Here is a 22,725-nt window from a genome sequence, read left to right as displayed (position 1 = left end):
GGTGAGAAAGGAATTCAAGTTGATGCCGCATATGACACCCTCTCAGGAACTGGCCGTCATCAATGAAAAGATTGTTGATCTCAAAAATACGGCCATATTTTTACAAGCCCGGACCGATGATTTTCCGGCATTGCATCAAAACATCAAGCGGATTCTGGCCAGTGTAAAGATGCTGGAACTGAATCTGACCGATGTTCTGGCAGTAGATGGGGACGCTTCCTGAAACTGAAAATCCCTTCGACTGCTTCCATGACCGGAAACAGTCGAAGGGATCGATCAATTGGGATTTTCAACAGTTATTCTTTTTCAAATTCGTCTTTGGATGCGCCGCAGATGGGGCAGGTCCAGTCATCGGGCAGATCTTCAAATGCCGTGCCGGGTTTGATACCGTTGTCCGGATCGCCTTCCGCCGGGTCATACACATAGCCGCAGGGGCCGCAGACATATTTGTCCATAGTTTTTCTCCTTTTGTCTTACAGGGTTTATTGATACATGGGCAGGATTGCCCGTTAATACGCTTCGTCCATGTCCAGATCCTCTTCTGTCACCGGATCTTTGAACAGGTGATAAGCCCAGATCTGGTAGCCGATCACAATGGGAATAAATACAACAACCACTCCCAGCATGATTTTCAAGGTTAGCGGACTGGAGGACGCATTGAACGCGGTCAAATGCCAGTCCGGATGCAGGCTGGAAGGGAACAGGGCCGGAAACAGCCCGATGATGCCGAAAAACGTGCACAAAACAATGGTGGCTGCGGATGCGAACCAGGCCTTGAAATAGGTCTTGTTTGCCACAAAATACCGGATGCTCAGCAAGGCCGCCACATTCACCAGGGTGACGATGAACAGCACAGGATATCTGAAATAATTGGCCCACAGATCCGTAGCAAAGTAGCTTGCCAGCAGAAATACCACGGCCACCGGCACCAGGGCCAGCCAGGTTTTTTGGGAAATGGCGGCCATGCGTGCCTGCAATTTACCGGTGGATTTCACGGCCATCCAGTTGGCGCCGTGTACGATGAACAGCAGGACAAACAAAACCCCGCCTAAAAGCCCGTAAGGATTGAGCAGTTTCAGGGTGTTGCCATGATAAAATCCCTGGCCGTCAAAGGGAATGCCCTGGAATATATTGGCAAACGCCACCCCGAACAGCAGGGCCGGCACAAAACTGCCGATGAAGATCAGAAAATCCCACACCCTTTTCCAGGCCGGGGTGTCGATCTTGCCCCGGAAATGAATGGCAACTCCCCGGAAAATCAAGGCAAACAGAATCAGCATCAACGGTGTATACAAAGTGGAAAACATGGTGGCATACACCAAAGGAAACGCGGCAAATGTCACCCCGCCCGCAGTGATGAGCCACACTTCATTGCCGTCCCATAACGGTCCCATGGCATTGAGCATGGTTCGCTTGTCCGTGTCGGTTTTGCCGGCAAACGGATAGATGGTGCCGATGCCGAAATCAAACCCGTCGGTCATGAAAAATACAGCCCATAACAGGCCCCACAGAAAAAACCAGATCGCTTGCAGTTCCATGTGTGTTACTCCTTTTTCTGATCAGTTGGCGGCTTCAGGGCCTTGTTTGACTGTTTTGGCCATCAGGTAGAATCCCACCAGCCCTAACAGGCCGTACACCAGAATGAATCCCGTCAGCGAAATGAACACCTGGGTGGTGGAGATGGGAGAGACCGCCTCAGCCGTGCGCATCAGTCCATACACGATCCAGGGCTGCCGGCCCACCTCGGAAACGATCCATCCCATTTCCATGGCAATGTAAGGCAATGGAATGGCAAACAGCATGATTTTCAGGTAAGTGGGGTTTTCCGTCAGGTTGTTGCGTTTGAACCATCCGTAAATCGTGAGCAGGATGAACAGGGTGCCTAAGCCCACCATGGTTCTAAATCCGACAAACGTGGGCAAAACCGGGGGCCGTTCATCTTTGGGGATATCCAGCAATCCCGTGACTTTTGCATTGAAATCATGAAACCCGAGAAAACTCAAGATACCGGGAATGGCACCAATTTCAATGAGATTTTTTTCGTTTTCCTGATCCGGGATGGCAAACAGCACCAGTGGGGCCCGGGTCTGGGTTTCCCAGTGGGATTCCATGGCCGCCAGTTTGGCCGGTTGGGTCTTGGACACATTGATCCCGTGCAGGTCCCCGGTGAACGCGGTGAATAAGGCCATGACCAGTCCCACCACCAAACCGATGCGAAACGAGCGTTCAAACACGGGCAGATGCTGTTTTCTCAGCAGGTGCCAGGCAGACACGCCCATGATAAAGAACGAGGCCAGCAACAGGGATGCCGGTACCACATGAATGATTTCCAGCAACCCGTGTTTGTTGGTGATCAGGGCCATGAAACTCTCCAGTTCAGCCCGGCCGTCTTTGATCACATATCCCACCGGGTTCTGCATGAATCCGTTGGCCATCAGGATCCACACGGCCGACAGGTTCCCGGCCAGGGCCACCAGCCACATCACCCCGGCATGAGCCTTGGCGGACAGTTTCTTCCACCCGAAAATCCAGATGCCGATAAAGGTGGATTCCAGAAAAAAAGCCACCGATGCCTCGATGGCCAGCAAAGATCCGAAAATATCCCCCACATAGGCGGAATATCGTGACCAGTTGGTACCGAACTGAAACTCCAGGGTAATGCCCGTGACCACGCCCAGGGCAAAATTGATCAAAAACAGCTTGCCCCAGAATTTGGTCATTCGAAGATAGGTTTTATCCCCGGTCCGGGCGTATTTGGTTTCCATGTATGCGATGAGAACCGAAAGCCCCAGGGTCAGGGGAACAAACAGAAAATGGAACATGGTGGCTGCGGCAAACTGCAGTCGGGATAAAAAAACCGGGTCCATTGATTCCTCCAGATATATGGTTTATAGCCAAAACTCTTGATGGAAAAAGCAATTCATATGCCAGGCTGTCATGACGGTTTGCCAAGTATCATGAAAACAAGTACACCATATCCAAAATATGACCGGTTTTCAAGGGGGTTTGCAAAGGAGATCCGGGAATCGGAGATTGATACCTTGAATGTCAAAATATGACCGATTCAGGTGTATCATTGGATCAGTTTGAGACACAATCGTTTCATGCAACTGTATTTATCCAAAGATTCAGGGATAAACAGCAAAACCCCGGACAGGCATAAACGCTTTCCGGGGCTTTGCCGGGCCGAAATAATTGAATGAAATCAGGTTTTTCTGGTGGCCTTGGTTTCCCACTCCTGAATTTTTGATGTATCCCTGATCTCTTCCCATCCGGTGATCATGCCCTTGATGTGGCTGAACAAAGAATGGCCCGTGGTGGTCATGTACAGATGAATGATTAAAAAATTCACCAGCAGGAATGCGGCCAGGGTATGAATGAATGCAATGGGCGCCAGCGAGACACCTCCCAGGCTGTTGTACAGGTAATACAGCAGTCCTGTAACCATCTGCACGGGCAGGAGCATGGCGGAAATACCCAGGTAGGCCAGACGCTGCAAAGGGTTGTGTTTGGCGCCCGGGGTTTTTTGTACCGGGTGATCCTGGCCGTGAAAAATGCCCCAGGCATAGTACCGGGCCACGTCAAACAGTTTCCGGGTGGTGGGGATGTATTGTTTCCATTCACCCGTGATGATGAGCCAGAAAGCGAAAAAAGCAAAGGACCCCAGCCAGAAAAGGCCGATGAAGTTGTGCAGTTCAACGGCAGTGTCAAACCCCATGAGGGTATACAGTCCGTGGACTTCAAATCCGGTGATCATTAAAAAGATAACCATCAATGCCTGGCACCAGTGCCAGAGCCGTTCGAACCGGGTATACAGATAAACATTGGTCATTGTTTTACCAGCCATGAATTATTCCTCCCTGCCGTTACGGGTAAAAAACCGGCCCAGTCCGTGGAGCGTCACACCGGCCAGGGCCCCAAGCACCGCGATCAAACCGATGGTGTCCACAATGGCGAACTTGTCCCGGCCCGGCATGTAAATGCCGGTGATACCGGCCAGGCGCGAATTGTCCCGGGTATGGCACTGGATGCAGTCCAGAGATTTTTCCGCCGGGGCCACCATGTGGGTGATGGGAAAGGCATAGGTGGTTTCCACATAATCGAATTCGCCGGAATAGGGGACATCCAGGGTCTGATTTCCCCGCATGATGGCATCGTTCATGTCAAATGTGGTCCAGAACCCCTTGGGTCCGGAGAGCAGCGGTGCCACCAGCTGTTGGTTGATTTTGTCATAAGGCTGTTTGCCTGAGTGGATTTTAAAGGGATGAATCCGGGCATCCGGGTCATTGGGAGATCCTAATGGATGGCTGACCTCCACGATCTGCTGGGGATCGATCTTATCTTTGATGCCGATGTTGTCAAATGAGCCATTGTACCAGTAATATTGGGGCACCACATTTTTGGCCCAGGCAAAGGTCCCTTTGATGGATTTGTACACTGCTTTGCCTAAGTCCCCTTTTTCCTCATAGGGTTTGCCGTCCTTCATTTTTCCGGCCGTGGACCAGTCCCAGGACATTTTGGTGGGGTTGACCCGGGCGAATTCCGGAATATGACAGCTCTGGCAGGCCACCTTGTCGGTGTGGTCGTTCATTTTGGTGCTGGCCTTGTGGGGGGTGGCGCTGTGGCAGGACTCACAGGTGATCTTGGAAGCCATGTCATCTTCAATCAGGCTTTTCCGCTCCGCTGCCGCCGGCCGGGTATAGAGCCGCCCGGCAATATGGTGTTTCACTGTGGTGTGGCACCGGGTACAGGCAAAATCCGCGCCATCCTCTGCCATGTGCACATCCAGCATCCGGTTGGGTCTGGCCAAAGAAGTGTCCAGATCCCCGTGTTTGACCCCGTCGCCGCCGCCGCCCTTGAAATGGCATTCCCCGCAGTTGTTGCGCCGGGGCAGGGTGATGTTCTGGACCGCCTGTTGGATCCCATTGTGCAGGTCATCAACAATCTCCACAAGATCCGGATCGTCATCTCCTTCAAACGCAGCCAGATCGGCAAAGGTTTCTTTGAACGGGAATTTTTCTTTGCCGTGGCAGGCCAGACAGTTGACCTCTCCCTGGATATCGTTCCACCCGGCATGACAGGAAACACAGCCTTTGTCTTCCATGGCATTGCCGGAAATGCAGAAGTTGTTCACGGCATGCCCGGCCTTGCCGTTCATGATGCCTTCTTTTTCAGACGGCACTTTCCAGGTCCAGTGAATGGTTTCCTTGAACTGCATGGAGGCATCCGTATGGCAGGACAGACAGGCTTGAGTGATCTGGTCTCCGGAGGTAAAATCCTGGTTCAGTATCTCGATTTTGGAATGATCCACCGTGGTCCAGTGTTTGTCTTCCCGCACCGCCTGTTTGGCCAGTTTAATGCCCAACGCTTCTTGTTGTGCGGCATTGGCAACAGATGCCGCACAAGGCCGGACGAGCATCAGGGCCGCAACGAACAGGACCGCTGTCCACAACAATGTGGCAGCAGCGCTTTGGCTTGTCTGTTTCAGATTCAGGTATTTTCCCATAAAGCCTCCAAAAAAACAGTGACAAAAGTGTCCGGCAAGGGGTTCGTTAAACCGTTTGCCGGACATCAATTAAAAATTATTTGCAGGTGGCCGGCGTCGGAGAATCTGCGGCAGATGAATAAAAATAGGAATAGATATCTAAAATATCTGCATCAGACGCAGCATCCCATTCCGGCTGGCATCCAAAGGCGGTAAAATTTTCGGACTCAAAAATGGTTTTCCATTCAGCCATTTTTTTATCCGCAGGGCTCACTGTCGGCGTGGCGGATTCCACTTCGCCTCTTTCGTGACAGGCCTTGATCAGTTTCCGGTAGGTGTATTTGCCTTTGCGTTTGTTGCCGTCCGGTCCATCATCGGCAAACACGGCGGAAACCGATCCCAAAGTGAACAAAGCCAGTGTGAATAAAATTATTATTTTTTTTAACATGTCGTTAACTCCTTGTCAGGTGTTTGTTTGATAAAAGTTTAAAATTGTACTCAAGAATCTGGTTATTTGGGGGCTTTGATGGTGTAAGTGCCGTCTTGTTTGAAGCTGATCTGGGCCTCCACATAATAGACGTCCTTGAGTTCGGGTCTGACGTCCTGCACCATATAGTAGGCTTCCCCGCTTCTGGCACCCGTGGAACAGACAAACACCACGGGTTTGTCCGCCGGCAGTTCGGAAATTTTATCTTCCAGGTTTCCCACCGGAATGTTGACAGCCGTGTTGAAATGGCCTTTGGCAAATTCATCCGCATCCCGGGTGTCCACCAGCATAATGGATTCCGGATGATCGTTCAGAATGGTTTTGAACCGTTCCAGATCAATGGACCCTTCCATTTCCCCGGCCTTCACGGCCACGGTGTCGGCAGCCGCACCAAACTGTTTTTTCCATTCCGGATACCCTTTGGCAAACACGGACACATCCTTGTATCCCATCACCAGGGCTTTGGCCGCACTTTTGTGGCTCAGGCGGCAGTCCAGCCCGCCGCAGTAAAAAATGATGGGGGTTTCCAGAAGCCTGGGCAGTTTGCCGGACAGTTCGTCAAACCGGGTATCCGGAATACTGATGGCGGAAGGGATGTGCCCTTTGTCATATTTGGGTTTCTGGGGGCGGGCATCCACCAGAAGCGTTTTGTTTTCCGCGATCTGTGCGGCCACATATTCAGCAGACACTGAAGGATATGCGCCGGGCTGGGCCATCCATTCGGGAAATCCTTTGGCAAACACCTTGACGTTTTTGTAGCCTAAGGCTTCGGCTTTTTGGGCGGATTTGTGGCTGAGTTTACATTCAAGCCCGCCGCAGTAAAAAATAAGCAGGGCATTTTTGTCTGCGGGCAGCAGATCGGTTTTTTTGTCAAAATCCGTGTCCGGAATACTGACCGCACCCGGGATGTGCCCTTTGATGTACATGGGCTTATAAGGTCTGGCGTCAATGATCATGACATTATCCGTCATGGGGATCGATAGATGGGCGATGACAAAATCGGCTTCCACGATATCATGAAATCGCCAGGAATCGTTTGCACCGGCAGTCACGGCCCCGGTCAGCATCATCATACCGATGGCCAGGACCGCCGGGATTTTTTTTGCAGTTCGTGTGTTCATGGTTTCTCCTGAATAAAAAATTGAAATACAGGTTAAGTAAACGGTATTGTTTTGCGATATTCAACCGCATGGATTCCAAGGTTTTTTTTGCACACAGATGTATAGCAACACGTGTGCCACTGAAAAAAATCCTTTGTAAAAAAAGCGTCATCTCCTTGTTTGACAGGGAATGACGTACAGGTTGTAAAAAAATGAAGACCCGCAACAGCTATTAACCTGTTGCCATTATGTTAATATTGTGTTAAGTTATCTGTCAACCATAGTTAACAGGAGACAGTCATGAAAATTGGAAATCACTGGCGGAAAATCATCGATTCAGTCCAGGACGGGATCATTCTGGTGGATGCACAGGGCATTTTTGTGGCAGCCAATCATTCGGCCCAGCTCATGACCGGGTATTCCGAAGATCAGCTCATCGGTAAATCCTGCCGCATACTCAACTGCACCGGGTGTGACATCAAAGGTATTGGAACAGGTAAAGACTGGTGTCAGCTGTTTTCCCAGGGCCTGGTAAGGGATAAGAAATGCATGATCACAGACAGCCGGAAACAGACCATCCCCATTGTTAAAACCGCCACCGTGCTGTATGACGAGCAGGACGAAATCATCGGCGCGGTGGAAACCCTTAAAGATATTTCAGAAAATATCAGTTACAAAAACGAGCTGGCATCCATTAAGCGCATTTATCATATCGATGACGGATTTCACGGGATCATCGGCCGAACACCGGTGATGCAGAACCTGTTTGAACACATCCAGGGGGTGGCGCCGCTGGATACACCGGTGATCATATTAGGAGAAAGCGGTACGGGCAAGGAGATGGTGGCCAAAGCGTTGCACGAAACCGGAAACCGGGCTGACAAACCGTTTATCAAGGTCAATTGTGCCGCGTTGAGTGAAACCATTTTGGAAAGCGAACTGTTCGGCCATGTCAAAGGGGCGTATACCGGGGCGGCTGCCGATCGTATCGGCCGGTTTGAAGCGGCCCACCAGGGCACCCTGTTTCTGGATGAAGTCGGTGATATTCCGTTGTCAGTCCAGGTCAAGCTGCTTCGGGTGCTGGAAGAGCAGATGATCCAGCGGGTGGGAGACAACCGGTCCATTCCCATTGACGTGCGTATCATCACCGCCACCAACCGGAACCTGGAAACCATGATCCGAAATGGCGGGTTCAGGGAGGATCTGTTTTTCCGGATCAACGTGTTTCCCGTGATCTGTCCGCCCCTGCGGGATCGAAAAGATGATATCACGCTGATCATCCAGCATTTTATCACGATTCTGGCCAAAAAAACCCAAAAAAACATTCTGGGTTTCACGCCCCAGGCCATGCGGATCATGGTGGCCTACCCCTGGCCCGGAAACATCAGAGAACTGCGCAATGCCGTGGAATATGCATTTGTACTGGCCAAGGGAAAAAGCATCGGAATCGAACATCTGCCGGACAAACTGCTCAAAGACTTGCCGGATGGCGAGGCCCCGGCCCCGGTTTTGGGACGGGAGTTGAAATCCGGGGCAACGATTGGCGCGATCCCGGTGAAACAGTCGGAAAGAACCGCTCTGGTGGATGCGCTGCATCAGGCGGACGGTAATCAGACCCGGGCCGCAGAGATTCTGGGTGTATCCAGGGTAACGGTATGGAAACGGATGAAAAAACATGGCATTATCCTGGAAAACCGGGGAAAATAGATATTTGAACAGTTGGCATCATGTTTGCAATTGTTTTGCAAATATACAGACAGAATTTTGTGATACGCAATAAATTGAAAGGATATCCATAAATGAAAAAAGAACAGGTGCTGGTGGTCATTCTGGTCGTGATGGGACTGGCAGGTGTATACTGGTTTGTCGGCACCCCGCCGGGAAAAAAGCCGGCACAAGAATCTGAAGATACAGGGACACAAAGTGTAACGGAAACGGTAACGGCCCGTGTAACGGATGCCGGAAAACCGGGACCAGACAGGGCCGGCATTGACTGGAACGATTATACCCCGGGACTGACTCGGGCCAAAAATCAGGGCAAAAGCGTGTTTCTTTATTTTTACGCCCAATGGTGTACCTATTGCACCAAACTGAAGCAGACCACGTTTCTGGATGAAAAAGTTCAGGATTACCTGGACGATCATTTTGTCAGTATTTCCGTGGATACGGATCAAAATCAGACCCTGTCCCAGACCTGGCAGGTGACCGGCCTGCCCACCATGTGGTTTCTGACGCCGGAAGGGGATCGGATCAGCAATCTTCCCGGGTATGTGGACGGATCTCAATTGTTGAAGATTCTCAAGTATATCCGCACGGAAAGCTATCTCACCATGAGTTTTCAGGACTTTGTCAAACAATAATAATTGTCAGCGAAAAAAAAGAGGTTGCCATGCAGTCTTCAGTTTCACGACGTCAGTTTTTAAAATCCACTGTGTTTGCGGCCGGTACTGCGGTGGCTGGCACCGGTCTGGCAAACGCGGCCACAAATGCCCATGAAGAGCCCCTGGCCACGCTGATCGATATCAGCCGGTGCATCGGGTGCGAAGAATGTGTGTATGCCTGTAAAGATGCCAATGCCCACAAGTTTCCGGAACCGGAAAAACCCTTCCCAAAAATGGTTCCGGCCCGGGTCCCGGTGGAAGACTGGTCGGAGAAAAGGGATGTCACCGACCGGCTGACCCCCTATAACTGGCTGTACATCCAGTATGCCACCGGTGTCAAGGACGGCAAAGAGATTACTTTGACCATCCCCAGACGCTGCATGCACTGCCAGAACCCGCCCTGCGTCAAGCTGTGTCCCTGGGGAGCAGCCAAGCAGGAACCCAACGGGCTGTCCCGGATCGATTCCGGAATCTGCCTGGGCGGTTCCAAGTGTAAAAACGTCTGCCCCTGGGATATTCCACAGCGCCAGACCGGGGTGGGGTTGTACCTGGACATCCTGCCCGCCTTTGCCGGCAACGGGGTGATGTACAAATGTGACCGGTGTTACCAGAAACTGGAAAAAGGCGAACAGCCCGCCTGCATTGCAGCCTGCCCGGAAGAAGTTCAGGTGATCGGTCGACGCTCGGAAATCATTGAACTGGCCCGGGAACGGGCCAAAGAGATGGATGGGTATCTCTACGGCCTGGAAGAAAACGGGGGCACCCATACCATTTACGTGTCTCCGGTGCCTTTTGATCAGCTCACCTATAACACCGGCAAGGGAAAGCCCCACCTGAACCCGGTTAAAGATACCATGGCCGACGGGTCCAATCTGGCCCTGGCCCTGGTGATCGCCCCGGTGGCCGGTGCGGCCGCCGCATTGGGTAAATTTTACAAGCACATCAAAGAGGAGGCGTGATGACGGATTATTTCAAAGGACGTCGCCTGATTTACGGCCTGATTTTGTTTTTCATCACCCTGTCCGGATTTGCCCAGATGCCGATATTTGCCCGATACTATATTTCTGATATTCCCGGACTGGGGTGGCTGGCCCAGTTTTATGTCACCCATACCATTCATTATATCATGGCGGCCCTGCTGCTGGCATTGGGTGCCTATGTCGGAATGGATGCGGTTTTGGGCCGGAAACTGAGCGTTTCCCGGCAGAATCCTTTCACCAAAGGCGAGCTGACCCGTACCGGGTGGGTGAAGCTCATCAGCCTGGCCGGCCTGATTGTCACCGGATGTTTCATGGTGGTGAAAAACCTGTCCGGGATCTATTTTTCCCATAATGTAATCATCAGCCTGGACCTGCTGCATCTGCTTTCCTGCATGGTCCTGCTGGGGGCGACCCTGTATTCAAAAATTCGAAAAAGGACATGGATCGCCCTGTAAGATGTCAGGCAGCGGTCATCCGAGTTTTTTGATGATGGCCGCTACCACCTGTTCCGCCGTCTCCCCGAACAAAGTTTCCACTGGTACCAGGTTGAGAAATTTATCATCCCACACGATGTTTTCGCTTTCCAGAATCCAGTCTTTGATCCGGGTGTATTTGCCGCCCAGGGCCTTGATTTTCTTCAGCAGGGTGACGGATTCCGAGGATTTGAAATCCACGTTCAAAGACAGGATGTATTCAATGATGTTGGATGTGTCTGAGGCTGAGGACAGGACTGGAATCACCAGAATACTTTTTTTGTCTTTCCGGCCTTTGCCGATATAGACATTGCCTTCCCGGACAATGATATTCTTGGTGCCTTTGAGCTGGGGATCGGTTTCCACCCGAGAGGTTTCATTGACCAGTGTGCCGGTTTTTTCCAAAACCGTGATCCGGGTGTCAGGCGTGACGTCCCCCAGCAGGTTGAGTCCGGTGATCTGATACAGCAGCCCGCCGTTGACTTGATCGATGACTTCCTGAAGACGCTTGATGACCAGCACGTTTTTGTTGGTGATCTGGGAGACCTGAATTTCATGGCGGGTCAGCTCGTCAAATACCAGGCCCTGGAACGTTTCCTTGATCCGGCTGGTGCCCACGGTCACGGTTTTGGCCTGATGCTTGATGGCATCCACGGGCCGGGCCATGTTGTTGATGGCCAGGTTCATGTTTTTGAAAAACGTATCCAGCATGTTGGCCGGGGTTCCTTTGGTCAGAAAATCAATTTCAAAATCCGATACCGGGAGCCGGCCGGATAAATATTTGAGCAACAGCGTGATGTTGGTGGCGTTGTCCAGTCCCATGGCCGAAGGAAATCCGTTTTCTCGCCTTTTTTTTGTGAAAAGATTGTAGAATTCGGCAATGTGTTCCCTGAATTTATCTTCCAGAATCACTTCATATTCATTATGTCCCTGGGCAATGTATTCATCCAGGATTTCCTGGACCCGGGTCCGCCACTGAAACATGAACCGGGACCCTTCATTGATAGCAAGGGCGGCATAATATCCCCACAGATGCCCCACCAGGGTGTTGAGAATCGGCGCATAAGATTCATTGATTTCCGGTACCTTGAACACGTCTGCCGCATACAGATCGAACCGGTCCTCGTCCCGGGTGGTAATGACAATGGGTGCGGCCTTGTGGGCATGGAAAATAGCGGTATCCTTGACAATATCGGCCAGAACACTTTCCCTTGTCCCTGCGGCGCATACAATGATCAAAGGTTCAGAAGACAGATCAATGTGTTTCTTGTCTTCCACGTAATCGGAAGAAATGGTTTTGTAGCACAGTTCAGACAATTTAATGCGGATTTCGTCGGCAGCGGTTTTGTTGGCGCCGGATCCCACCGTGGCCCAGTAGCTTTTGGAGATGGCCAGACGATCAGCCGACGTCCGGATCGTATCCCGCATGGCCAGAACCGTGCGCATTTTATCCGGAATCGTCTGCAGTTCCTGAATTTCCCGGGTGATATATTCTGCTGATCTGGCCCCGATGATTCCGGCCATGTACAATCCCAGCACCGCGCCGGCGGTGAGCTGGGCGTAAAACGCTTTGGTGGAGGCCACTGACATTTCAATGTCCCGGCCGGAACTGGTGTAAAACACCCCGTCCACCTTAAAGGTGAGATCGGAATCCCGGCGGTTGACAATGGCCAGGGTCCTGGCGCCGGCCGCCCGGATCATATCCACGGTCCGGTTGGTATCCGTGGTGGTGCCGGACTGGCTGATGGCCACCACCAGAGTGTTGGACATGGAAGTGGCGGAATCATCATTTTCATTCATGCAGAAACCTGACAGTTCAGATGATTTCAAGGCCCGGATATCGCATGTAAAATCTCCCAGATAGGTGTTGAGCAGATTGGCACAGCCCCGGGCCGCCACCCCGGCGGTGCCTTGTCCGATGAAAAAGATTTTCTTCAGTTTTCCGGCGGCCAGTTCCGTTTGAATAATCCGGGGCAACACAGATTCCGGCAGCCGGATTTCCAGAAGCCCGGATTCCGGGTTTTCTGTGAATGTGTTTTCCAGGGTTTTTTCCACGGAAAACGGGGCTTCATTGATCTCTTTTAAAAAATAGTGGGCAAATCCCTGGCGGTCGATATCCCGGGCTGTAATCTGACTGATCCGCACATCCGCATGGGTGATGTCAAGGGGTTGCCCGTCATAGAAAAAGGATTGAATGCCTTCAAGGCCGCCGGGTGATTTCTGGTCCAGGATCACGATATGCCCGGATTCCCCCCCGTTGAGTTTGATGTATTCAACGGTTTCCTCCACCACCCCGTACAGTTCGGATGCGGCAATGTAGTGATCCGGGGCAATGCCCACAAAAATAGCCTGTCCGCTGCCTTTCTGGGCCAGAAACAATTTGCCCGGAGCCAGGTCGGTGTGCATGGAAATGGCATGGGACCCGTCAAAATCATTGACCGCCTGCCGGAATGCGTCTTCAATGGATGCGCCCTGTTTCAGGTAATGCTGGATCTGCAGCGGAATCAGTTTGGTGTCCGTATTGATCTGGGAATGAATTTTGTCATACAGGGCTTCGTATTCGGTCTTGAGTTCCAGATAATTGTCAATATCCCCGTTGAGGCACACATGAATGATTCCCGTGGTTTCAATCTCTTTGTCCGCCGGAGTGTTGTCCACCGGATGGCAGTTGGCTTCCGTGATGTCTCCGACAGATGCCCATCTTGTATGGGCACTCACCGAAAGCGTGTCAAAATTAAAACCGGCCAAAGCTTGAAGAATCAGGTCATTTCGAACCTGGGTTCTGATAAAGGCGATATTGTCCCCCAGTGCCCCGATTTCAGCGGCAAATTTATAAACAAACGAAATGGATGTCTGGTCGGGAGTGTCTGAAATCGGGTCATTGATGTTGATGCAGTTGTTGGCCAGCACCGATCTGTTGGTCCGTTGTTTCAAACGATCGGTTAATCCGGCTTCGGTCAGATGGGTTTTGAACCGGTTAAATTCATCTGAATTCAGGGTGAACAGCACGGAAATGCCTGCGGAATCGCGTCCCCGAACCTCCAGCCGGTCCATGCTGTTGAGCACGGCATTGATGCGTTGAAAGATTTTCAGATTGTCGGAATGGCTGTTTTTGAAAAGATCCGGTGGCATCAGATCGGCAATGGCTGAAATATTGCCCAGCACTTCTTTTTCCAGACACCAGAGGATGTCTTTAAGTTTTTCCAGGCGATCAGAGATGATCTCCACCGTCCGGGGCGGCAGTGTCGATTTTGACCGGGTGAACCGGTTCTGCCATTGGGTGATGATTTCAGACATCGTGTGGGTCATCCGGGACAGGGTTTGAATCTGTGCGGAATCAAAAAACAGGGGGTTGAATACGGTTTCCTGTTTCAAGGCCCGGGCCGATTCCCAGATCTGTGTTAAAACCTCATCAGTCGGACAATACCGGTCCGGATCGGAAAACAGGGATTCAGGATCTGATTCTGACATCAGGGATGTCAGATGATCGATTTTGTCTTGCAGGGCATCTGTATTTTCAGATACCGGCCCCTGGGCTTTGAAAGCGACCAGTGCGCAGATACCGCAGCACAGACAATTGGGCATCCGAGGAAACAGCACAAGGGTGTTTGCACGGACCTGATCCAGGGATTTTCCGACCTGGATGTGGCGGAAAAACCGGAAAAATACCTGTTTGAATGCAACAAATATCCAGGGCAGCATAATAAAGCCTCCGTTATGTGATTAAAATTGATTCCATTTTAAAAAAAATGCCTTGCAGACACGGGTCATCCGGATGATGCAAAGGATGTAAAATACTGTTTGATAAGCGCTCTAGCATGGGACGCAGCCCGGGTACCGATATATTCGCCATGCCCTACCATCACGGAAAACGTGATGGCCCGGGGCCCGTTTTTTTCTTTGGCAAACCCGGTGAACCAGTCATATTTGATGGTATGCTCCCGATTGGACAAAGAACCGGTTTTTCCGCCGATCGTCAGTTTGGACAGCACTTTGTCCCGGGAAAAAGACCCAAAGGATTTTCTGGCAGTGCCATGGAGAACGGTTTTTTCCATCAAGCCCATCATGGCGGCAGCAGATTTGGACGTCATGGCCGTGGCAGACCGGCTCGGGGTGTGCCGGTAAATGAAATTCCCGTCCACATCCATGACATGACTGATCACTGCCGGCAACACCGTCTGCCCTTTATTGAGCAAAGGCGTAATCATCATGGCCCCAAACAGCGGGGAAATCAGGGTATCCCGATTGAATCCGCACCCGAGTTCCGCCAGATGGAAATTATTGTCTTCCATATGAAACAGTCCGGTGTCGAACATCAGGTCCGTGTCCGGGGTCTGGTTGAATCCAAAGGCCTGAGCATAGGCGGACAAGTGTTCACGGCCTAAGTACGTCTGGCCCAGTTTGCCGAAAACCGGGTTGATGGATTGGGCAAATGCATCTTCAAGTGAGACCTTGATCGTATATTTGTTTTTCACATCCGTGAGCTGCCGCTTATACAAGGTGTACTTATTGCCGTTAAAATACAGCGGGGTTTTTGGGGAAAAATTAAGCCCATCCATGGCAGCGGCGGCCGTGACAATCTTGAAAATGCTGGCAGCCGGGTATACGGCCCGGGTGCAGGGATTGGCTTCCTTGTTTTCTAAATCAAATCCGGCCATGGCCAGAATATGTCCCTGATGCCCGTCCATGACCACCATGGCGATCTGTGTGGGTTTGCCCCGGGTCAATGTTTTCAGGTGATCCAGGGTGGCATTGAGAAATCCGGTCAGATTGACATCCAGGTATGTTACCACCTGCACAATGCCCTGGGCGGTCTTTGCCGGGAAAACGTTCCGGCCCGTGTTCACCAGATCCACATCCTGGATTATTTCTCTGACCTGGGCCCGGGTCAGGGAAACCGGGGGTTTTAACGTGGGCTTGGAAATTTGCGGGGCTGTTTGTTCCATGTCATTGGAACCGGTTAATAAAACAGTGAAAACAGCCCAGCCTCCGGCAACAGCTCCGGCAATCAGACAGAAGACCAGAAACGGTTTGCGCCATTTTTGGAAAAAGGATTTTTTCCTTTGGGCGAGCAGGAATGATGCCTGCTGTCTGCGCCAGGAATTTTGGTTACTGAAGGGTGTCACAACCCGGGGGTTCCTTTATACATGGCGCTGTCTCAATGTCCCGGTTTTTTTAAGACATCCACCCGGGGAAACAGGCTGTCCGGTTTTTCAAGACAGGCCCCGGCAGACATCTGTCCCCATTTACCGATCTTTTCCAGAGGGAAAAAACCGGTTTCCGGCAGAACCATGCACAATCCCCGGAGCATTTTTGTGCTGGTTTCCGGCATTACAGGATAGATCAGACAGGCCACGGTGCGCAATCCTTCCAGCAGATTTCCGATCACGGCTTCCAGTCGAAGGCGTTCATCCGGTTCCTTGGCCAGACGCCAGGGTTCATGGGTATCGATATATTTGTTCATGCGGGAAATGAACCCCCAGATCGCTTCCACCCCTTTGTGAAACTCATAGGCGGTCATGGCGTCTTTGAAGTGTTGAATGACCATTTGCGCGTCTGTTTCCAGGGATAGATCGGCAAAATCCGTTCCATTGGGATCCGGGACCCGGCCCTTGAAATATTTCAGATTCATGGACAATACCCGGGAAAACAGGTTGCCCAGGTCATTGGCCAGATCCGAGTTGATCCGGGATACCAGCACATCTTCGGTGAAATTGGCATCCAGCCCGAATACCATCTCCCGCATCAGAAAATACCGGAACGCATCCACCCCGTACCGGTCGGTGACGGCAACCGGATCCGTGACATTGCCGATGGATTTGGACATCTTGCTGCCGGACACGTTCCAGAACCCATGGACATTCAACCCGTTGTAGATGTCGATACCCGCCGCTTTAAGCATGATGGGCCAGTAAATGCCGTGGGGTTTGATGATGTCTTTGGCCACAAAATGCCGGGCCGAGGGCCAGAATTTTGTGAACAAAGGTCCATCCGGATATCCTAAGGCCGAGATGTAGTTGGTCAGCGCGTCAAACCATACATATGTGACAAAATTTTCGTCAAAGGGCAGGGTGATTCCCCAGGTGAGACGGGATTTGGGCCGGGAGATGCACAGATCCTCCAGCGGCTCTTTTAAAAATGAGAGGATTTCGGTTTCATACTGTTTCGGGTGGATGAATCCGGGATGGGTTTTGATGTGGTCGATCAGCCAGTCCTGGTACTGGCTCATTTTGAAAAAATAATTGGATTCCTTGATCGCAGAAGGCGCCACCCCGTGGTCCGGACATTTGCCGTCCACCAGTTCCCGTTCCTGGTAGAATCGTTCACACCCGAAACAGTACAACCCTTCATAGCTGGAAAAATAGATGTCCCCCCGGTCATGGATCCGGGTCAGCAGCATCTCCACCACCCGGATATGGTCCGGATGGGTGGTGCGGATAAACTGATTGTTTCCTATATTGAGCTTTGGCCACAGATCCTGAAACAGACGGCTGATTTTATCCACATATTCCCGGGGGCTCTGCTGCTCCTTGTCCGCGGCCTGAACAATCTTGTCTCCATGTTCATCTGTGCCCGTGAGAAAATAGGTGTCATATCCGTCCATCTGCTTGAACCGGGTGGCCACATCCGCGGCTATGGTGGTGTAGGCATGACCTAAATGGGGTTTGGCATTGACATAATATATGGGGGTGCTGAAAAACTGTGTGGGTGTTTCCATGGCAGATCCTGTGTAGTTGCTGCCCTGTCTCATGATGACAGGGCGGGTTAATCGGTTGGCCGTATGTCAGACAATGCGGCTTCGATTTCCGTGTGGTCGTCCATTCTGACGGTGACCGTCTGTTTCAGAATGTTCTGGCGGATGACTTTGCCTGTACCCTGGGCCAGGGTCAATGATTTTCCCATCCGGGGCATGTTTTTTTTCAAGTGCTGATAGGTTTGATTCTCAAATGTCAGACAGCACATGAGCCGTCCGCATACGCCGGATATTTTGGTGGGGTTTAAGGACAATCCCTGTTCCTTGGCCATTTTGATGGAAATGGGTTCAAAATTGTGCATGAACGAAGAACAGCAGAACTCCCGCCCGCATTTTCCGATGCCCCCGCAATGTTTTGACAGATTCCGGATTCCCACCTGGCGCATCTCGATACGCAGGTTATATTCCTTGACCAGCAGCTTGATCAATTGCCTGAAATCCACCCGCCCGTCCGCTGTGTAGAAAAAAGTGAGTTTATTTCTGTCAAACGTGCTTTCAACACAAAACAGATTCATCTGCAGATTCAGTTTGTTGATGCACTGATTGCAGTACGCGTGGGCTTCGGCTTCCAGGGACATCAGTTCCTGGCGCCGGACAAAATCATCCCGGGTGGCGACCCGGATGACCTGTTTGAGATTTCTGGCGCTGGTATCGGTTTTTTCGGGCGGTTTTACCACCACGCCAAACCCCAATCCCTGCTCGGTTTCAACAATCACCCGGTCATCCATTTCAAGGACAAGGTCCTGGCTGTCAAAATCATAAATTTTGCCGGCGGGTTTGAATCGAATGCCTGTCACGTGGGTCATGGGGATTCCTTAAATATGTATCAGTTTCAAAAAGAAACGGTCCAGGGTCATACGGATGGCGCTGTTGGATGCCAGCCGTTTTTCAGTTTCATGCAGTTCATCCATCCAGAAAAGTGCGTCGTTGTCACGGATATTTGGGGCCAGTTTTTGAAATCGGTCTGAGCAGTCACGGTTCAGAATTTTTTCCGGTGCATGCCGGAACACACACAAATCCCTGAAAAACGTTCTCATGACGGCCAGCCCGGGAATCACCCCGTCCGGGTCCTGACTTAAAAATCCGGACAACCCCAGGGCCGTGTGTATTTTTTGGGATGCGGATCCGGAAATCAGGTCACACAGCTGCTGGATCAGCCAAAGCCGGGTGGAATACCAGTCTATGCCGGATGCCTTGCTGGTTTTGGAGGCTTTTGACACATTGTCATCTGCCGGATGGACCAGGGTTGCCGCCAGGTTCTGGTCGGTGCCGGCGGTGGCAGCGGCAATGCCGGCCCATTGGGTATCAATGGGATACTGTTCGCACAGATGCGCAGCCAGTGCCGGTCCCGACAACGGGGGAAACCGCAATGACCGGCACCGGGAGACGATGGTGGGCAACAGTGCGGACCGCTCTTTTGCCATGAGAATGAAAAAAGTATTTTCAGGGGGCTCTTCCAGTTCTTTAAGCAACCCGTTCTGGGCCTGAATATTCATCCGGTCGGCATCCGTGATCAGCACCATGCGGAATGCGGCTTCATGGGGCCGGGTCCCTGTTTGTGCCGTGATCTGCCTGATCTGGGAGATGGTGATGGCTTTCCGGGAATCCAAAGGCGCGACAACAATCATGTCCGGATGCTGGTTTGCGTCTATTTTTTTGCAGGACCGGCAGTCATTGCAGAAAGATCTTTTGCCTGCACCTGCAGTACAGTTGATCCCTTTGGCAAACCTGAAGGCAGCCTGTTTTCTTCCTGAACCGGGATTGCCCGTGAACAGAAGTGCATTGGGGATATTTCGGGTTTCAATGATCCGGTTGAGTTCCGACAGGGCGGTGGGGAAATCATTTTTATGAACTGACATAAGATTTCTGAAGCATGGGGCTAATAATCCACCCGTTCCTTGAGTTCTTTGCCGCATTTGAAGAACGGGAGCCGTTTGGGGGGAATCTGTACCTTGTCACCGGTTTTGGGATTCCGTCCCATATAGCTTTTGTATTCCTTGATATGAAAGCTGCAAAATCCCCTGATTTCAATCCGTTCTCCTTTGACAAACGCATCGGAGAGCGCGTCGAAGAAAATTCTGACCACTTCCGCCGCTTCTGCTTTGGTCAGTGTTGTCCGGTCTTTTAATGCGGAAATCAATTCAAGCTTGTTCATACATCCTCTATTTTGATTATGAAAAGTTGCATCTGTAGTTGAATATTTAAAAATAAATAAAAAGTCAAGGTGTTATGACAGGTGGTGTGGTATTTTTTCCACCTGGCTCTCATTAATTTCCACGCCGGCATACTGGCCCAGCAAATGGATTTTTATAATGATTTTGCCTTTGCCCCGGTACTGGATAAATTCGCCTCTGGCACCGGCCATGGGTCCTTCCATCACCATGACCGGATCACCCTGGATCAGCCGGGAACAGGCGCCCGTGACCAGATTGCAATCCGCTGACGTTAACAGCTGAAGCGAATGGATCTGGGTCTCCGGCACCGGGATCGGCCCCTGGTCGTTTCCCAGAAACCGGACCGCGCCCAGGGTTTTCAGAACAGTCAGTTGACAGCCGGGGTCCATACTGGATTTGACAAACAGATACCCGGGAAACAACGGCACTTCGATGATTGTTTTCCGGTCTTTGCGCCGGCTCAGTTTTTTGGTTTTGGGTAAAAACGCGGCCATTTTTTTCCGGGCAATCTGCTCAAAGACCACCTGTTCGAAATTGCTCCTTGTCAGCAGTGCAAACCAGTGAAATGCATGTGTCATTGTGAACCAAACTCTCCAATTCCTTTCAGACCGATCATAAAAGCGATGCGCGTATCCAGATCCGATTCCTGAACTTCCAGGCCCATGGACCAGCAGGCGCTGTTCAGTCGGACGCCGGTGCGGGTTTCAATGGTGGTGTCACTCTCCAGATCTTTTTCAAAGGAATGATACGCAGTCAGAGACCGCGTGATCCGCAAATCAAGCCGGGTGTACCAGGACTCCCGGGTATCCAGTGCATACCGGTATGACGTGGTGAGGGCATCTCCCCGGGGCGTGCTCACCGTGGTGTTCAAGTTCAGCTCAGTAAAATGATAATTGTACGGGGACCAGGCCAGATCGGTTCTCAAAGACAAAAAAGAAAACGGATAAACTATGGCATCCAGTTGAATGTCGGACCAGGGCCTGTCTTCGGCTTCAAGATTGTCCCGTTCATCTTTAATGCTGTAGTCCTGAAACAATTTGATCCAGCCCAGTTCCCGGTAATTATTCCGGATGACGTCATCCGATCCGGTGACTGATTTTCTGGCAATGAACCGGTTGGTGAACGACCAGGTCAGTTTGTTGACCTCTTGGATGTCATCTAAACGGTCAAAGAACGGAAGATCTTCCTGATCCTCGTAGGGCTGAAAATGATAACTGATGCCCGGTGTGATCTGGTGCATGATTTTGTCGGAAAAAAAGGTGTCTGCCGTAAAAACCCGGCTCAGACGGGTGGACAGGTCCCCGCCGAGTTCATAGAGTCCCCGAAATCGGAACGGATCATCTTCTCCGTGGATATCTGTGTAACTGTCTGTATGATAGGCAGTGCCACGCAGGCCCATGAAAGGTTCAAAAGAAAACGCCTTGGCCAGTCTTGTGGGATAATAAAACCGATGATACATATCCAGACGCTGACCGTTGACTTTGGCTGTTTTCCTCCGTCTGGTGGCGGTATCGATGGTATCCTGACGGAAAAAAGACCGGAATTCCGAATCCAGTTTGTAATAGATGCCTGTGGTGCCGACATCCAGGCGGGAGCTGTCGAATTCAATGCTGGGAAGCGTCTGAAGGGTTGTGTCGTCAATGTCGGTCCGCCGGGCAATGACATCGTCGTACCAAAGTGTCTGGATGTTCAATGCAAAATTGTTCCAGGTTCGGTAGAGGGTCAAGCTGTTTTTCCGAACGGTGTCATCATATTCATCCAGATCCCGGCCGAATTCATCATCAAATATCCGGTTGCTGGTGTTGTATCCGGAGAGTCCCTCTCGAAACTCCAGCAGATAATCCGGATCAGACACCACATCCACATCCAGCCGGGCGGAAAACCCATGGGGTAAGACCTGGTCACTTTTTCCCCGCAGCCAGTACCGATCGGTATTGGTGCGCTGGGGGGTGCTTTCAAACCGATAGTCTTTGGTGGCGGAAGTTCCGTCATCGATTTTGTCATCGGACAGAAAATCCACCTGCCAGATGCCTCTGGAAATATCATCGGCCACATACCGGTATTCCGCGCCTGTTTTAAGACCACGGTCCGACAGGTATCCCGTGTAAAACGTGGCATCGCTTTCAGGGGAAATCGCCCAGAAAAACGGCTGTTCATAGACAAAGCCCTGGCGGTCGGATGTAGAAATTTCCGGCATGAGCAGTCCGGACTGCCGCTGGGTTTTTACCGGAAATGCCAGAAACGGAGAATACAGTGAAGGCATGTTTCTTGCCCAGAAAACCGTATCTTTTGCAAATCCGTATCCTTCGATGGTGACTTTGACATCCCTGCCGGTGATTTTCCAGTCCGGCGTGTCTCCGTCGCACGAGGTGATGGATCCTTTTTGGGCATCATAGGTGAATTTCCCGGTCTTGCGGATCTGTTCCCCATGGATATACAGGTGATTTTCCTGGATGAAAACAGTGCCTTTGTCGATCAGGCCGGTTTCTGTGATCAGATTCACCTGCATGGTATTGCAGGAGATCACATCCCCGCCGGAGATCATTTTTACATGACCTTTGGCCAGCACGTCTTTGGTGGCATTTGAAAATTCCACATAATCCGCTTCCAGCCGGGTTTTCCCGCCGGTGATCACCACATTTGTCTGCGCGGTGTACACATCGGTGTGCCGGTCATACGCCACCGTGTTTGCAGACAAATTCCAGACAACCGCTTCGGGGTCTTCGAATGGCGCTGCGGTCAATGCACTGCCGGAAAAAAGGATCAGACAACAGCACAAAATGCGGACTACAGGCAGAATAATACCCCGCACCGGTTCAGACCATTGCCGATTTTTAAATAGAAAGACACTGCCCATGAAACACCTGGTAACCAATTGCGCTGTGGTTAAA

General features: G+C 51.3%; 20 protein-coding genes. 5 read left to right on the top strand and 15 right to left on the bottom strand.

What is annotated here, in order from left to right:
* Positions 1 to 22: 22 nt before the first annotated feature.
* Positions 23 to 223, top strand: coding sequence for a hypothetical protein (locus K365_RS0114170; protein WP_024335099.1), 201 nt, complete (start codon positions 23 to 25; stop codon positions 221 to 223).
* 73 nt (positions 224 to 296) lie between these two features.
* Here the strand turns inward: K365_RS0114170 and rd are convergent, their stop codons facing one another.
* From rd to K365_RS0114135, 7 genes are all read right to left on the bottom strand, one after another.
* Positions 297 to 455: a rubredoxin gene (rd, locus tag K365_RS0114165; protein WP_006964635.1), complete on the bottom strand. Its 159-nt coding sequence runs from the start codon at positions 453 to 455 to the stop codon at positions 297 to 299.
* A gap of 54 nt (positions 456 to 509) precedes the next feature.
* Positions 510 to 1,538, bottom strand: a complete 1,029-nt coding sequence (gene cydB / locus K365_RS0114160; protein ID WP_024335098.1) for a cytochrome d ubiquinol oxidase subunit II — start codon at positions 1,536 to 1,538, stop codon at positions 510 to 512.
* 21 nt (positions 1,539 to 1,559) lie between these two features.
* Positions 1,560 to 2,867, bottom strand: a complete 1,308-nt coding sequence (locus tag K365_RS0114155) for a cytochrome ubiquinol oxidase subunit I (RefSeq protein ID WP_006964637.1) — start codon at positions 2,865 to 2,867, stop codon at positions 1,560 to 1,562.
* A gap of 338 nt (positions 2,868 to 3,205) precedes the next feature.
* Entirely contained in the window at positions 3,206 to 3,847 is a 642-nt protein-coding gene (locus tag K365_RS0114150; RefSeq protein ID WP_006964638.1) for a cytochrome b/b6 domain-containing protein, read from the bottom strand.
* 3 nt (positions 3,848 to 3,850) lie between these two features.
* On the bottom strand, positions 3,851 to 5,506 hold the full coding sequence (locus K365_RS0114145; protein WP_024335097.1) for a tetrathionate reductase family octaheme c-type cytochrome: 1,656 nt from the start codon (positions 5,504 to 5,506) through the stop codon (positions 3,851 to 3,853).
* 76 nt (positions 5,507 to 5,582) lie between these two features.
* The gene (locus K365_RS0114140; protein WP_024335096.1) at positions 5,583 to 5,933 is read right to left on the bottom strand and encodes a hypothetical protein; all 351 of its coding nucleotides are present in this window, start codon (positions 5,931 to 5,933) and stop codon (positions 5,583 to 5,585) included.
* A gap of 62 nt (positions 5,934 to 5,995) precedes the next feature.
* Complete coding sequence (locus K365_RS0114135; protein ID WP_024335095.1) at positions 5,996 to 7,093, bottom strand: rhodanese-like domain-containing protein; 1,098 nt, start codon at positions 7,091 to 7,093, stop codon at positions 5,996 to 5,998.
* 279 nt (positions 7,094 to 7,372) lie between these two features.
* Between K365_RS0114135 and K365_RS0114130 the strand changes: the two genes are divergently transcribed.
* From K365_RS0114130 to K365_RS0114115, 4 genes are all read left to right on the top strand, one after another.
* Entirely contained in the window at positions 7,373 to 8,779 is a 1,407-nt protein-coding gene (locus K365_RS0114130; RefSeq protein WP_024335094.1) for a sigma-54 interaction domain-containing protein, read from the top strand.
* Positions 8,780 to 8,871: 92 nt separating this feature from the next.
* Positions 8,872 to 9,432 carry a thioredoxin family protein gene (locus K365_RS0114125; RefSeq protein WP_006964643.1) on the top strand — a complete coding sequence of 187 codons (561 nt, stop codon included), beginning with the start codon at positions 8,872 to 8,874 and terminating at the stop codon, positions 9,430 to 9,432.
* 29 nt (positions 9,433 to 9,461) lie between these two features.
* Positions 9,462 to 10,412: a 4Fe-4S dicluster domain-containing protein gene (locus K365_RS0114120; RefSeq protein ID WP_006964644.1), complete on the top strand. Its 951-nt coding sequence runs from the start codon at positions 9,462 to 9,464 to the stop codon at positions 10,410 to 10,412.
* The gene (locus K365_RS0114115; protein ID WP_024335093.1) at positions 10,412 to 10,888 is read left to right on the top strand and encodes a hypothetical protein; all 477 of its coding nucleotides are present in this window, start codon (positions 10,412 to 10,414) and stop codon (positions 10,886 to 10,888) included. Before K365_RS0114120 ends, K365_RS0114115 begins: the two co-directional genes overlap by 1 nt.
* A gap of 15 nt (positions 10,889 to 10,903) precedes the next feature.
* On the opposite strand, the gene K365_RS0114110 is transcribed toward K365_RS0114115, so the two are convergent.
* The 8 genes from K365_RS0114110 to K365_RS0114075 form a co-directional block, all read right to left on the bottom strand.
* Positions 10,904 to 14,608, bottom strand: coding sequence for an SIS domain-containing protein (locus K365_RS0114110; RefSeq protein ID WP_245569177.1), 3,705 nt, complete (start codon positions 14,606 to 14,608; stop codon positions 10,904 to 10,906).
* Positions 14,609 to 14,673: 65 nt separating this feature from the next.
* Complete coding sequence (locus K365_RS0114105) at positions 14,674 to 16,032, bottom strand: penicillin-binding transpeptidase domain-containing protein (protein ID WP_024335091.1); 1,359 nt, start codon at positions 16,030 to 16,032, stop codon at positions 14,674 to 14,676.
* 32 nt (positions 16,033 to 16,064) lie between these two features.
* On the bottom strand, positions 16,065 to 17,624 hold the full coding sequence (gene metG, locus K365_RS0114100; protein ID WP_024335090.1) for a methionine--tRNA ligase: 1,560 nt from the start codon (positions 17,622 to 17,624) through the stop codon (positions 16,065 to 16,067).
* A gap of 47 nt (positions 17,625 to 17,671) precedes the next feature.
* Positions 17,672 to 18,466, bottom strand: a complete 795-nt coding sequence (locus tag K365_RS0114095) for a PSP1 domain-containing protein (protein ID WP_024335089.1) — start codon at positions 18,464 to 18,466, stop codon at positions 17,672 to 17,674.
* Positions 18,467 to 18,475: 9 nt separating this feature from the next.
* The gene (holB, locus tag K365_RS0114090; protein ID WP_024335088.1) at positions 18,476 to 19,519 is read right to left on the bottom strand and encodes a DNA polymerase III subunit delta'; all 1,044 of its coding nucleotides are present in this window, start codon (positions 19,517 to 19,519) and stop codon (positions 18,476 to 18,478) included.
* A 20-nt stretch (positions 19,520 to 19,539) separates the two neighbouring features.
* Entirely contained in the window at positions 19,540 to 19,815 is a 276-nt protein-coding gene (locus K365_RS0114085; protein ID WP_024335087.1) for an HU family DNA-binding protein, read from the bottom strand.
* Positions 19,816 to 19,887: 72 nt separating this feature from the next.
* The gene (locus K365_RS0114080; RefSeq protein ID WP_024335086.1) at positions 19,888 to 20,412 is read right to left on the bottom strand and encodes a UpxY family transcription antiterminator; all 525 of its coding nucleotides are present in this window, start codon (positions 20,410 to 20,412) and stop codon (positions 19,888 to 19,890) included.
* Positions 20,409 to 22,691, bottom strand: coding sequence for an LPS-assembly protein LptD (locus K365_RS0114075; RefSeq protein ID WP_024335085.1), 2,283 nt, complete (start codon positions 22,689 to 22,691; stop codon positions 20,409 to 20,411). Before K365_RS0114075 ends, K365_RS0114080 begins: the two co-directional genes overlap by 4 nt.
* Positions 22,692 to 22,725 lie beyond the last annotated feature (34 nt).

The organism is Desulfotignum balticum DSM 7044, assembly GCF_000421285.1.
Taxonomy (GTDB): Bacteria; Desulfobacterota; Desulfobacteria; order Desulfobacterales; family Desulfobacteraceae; genus Desulfotignum; species Desulfotignum balticum.
This window is presented reverse-complemented; position numbering and strand designations above follow the sequence as displayed.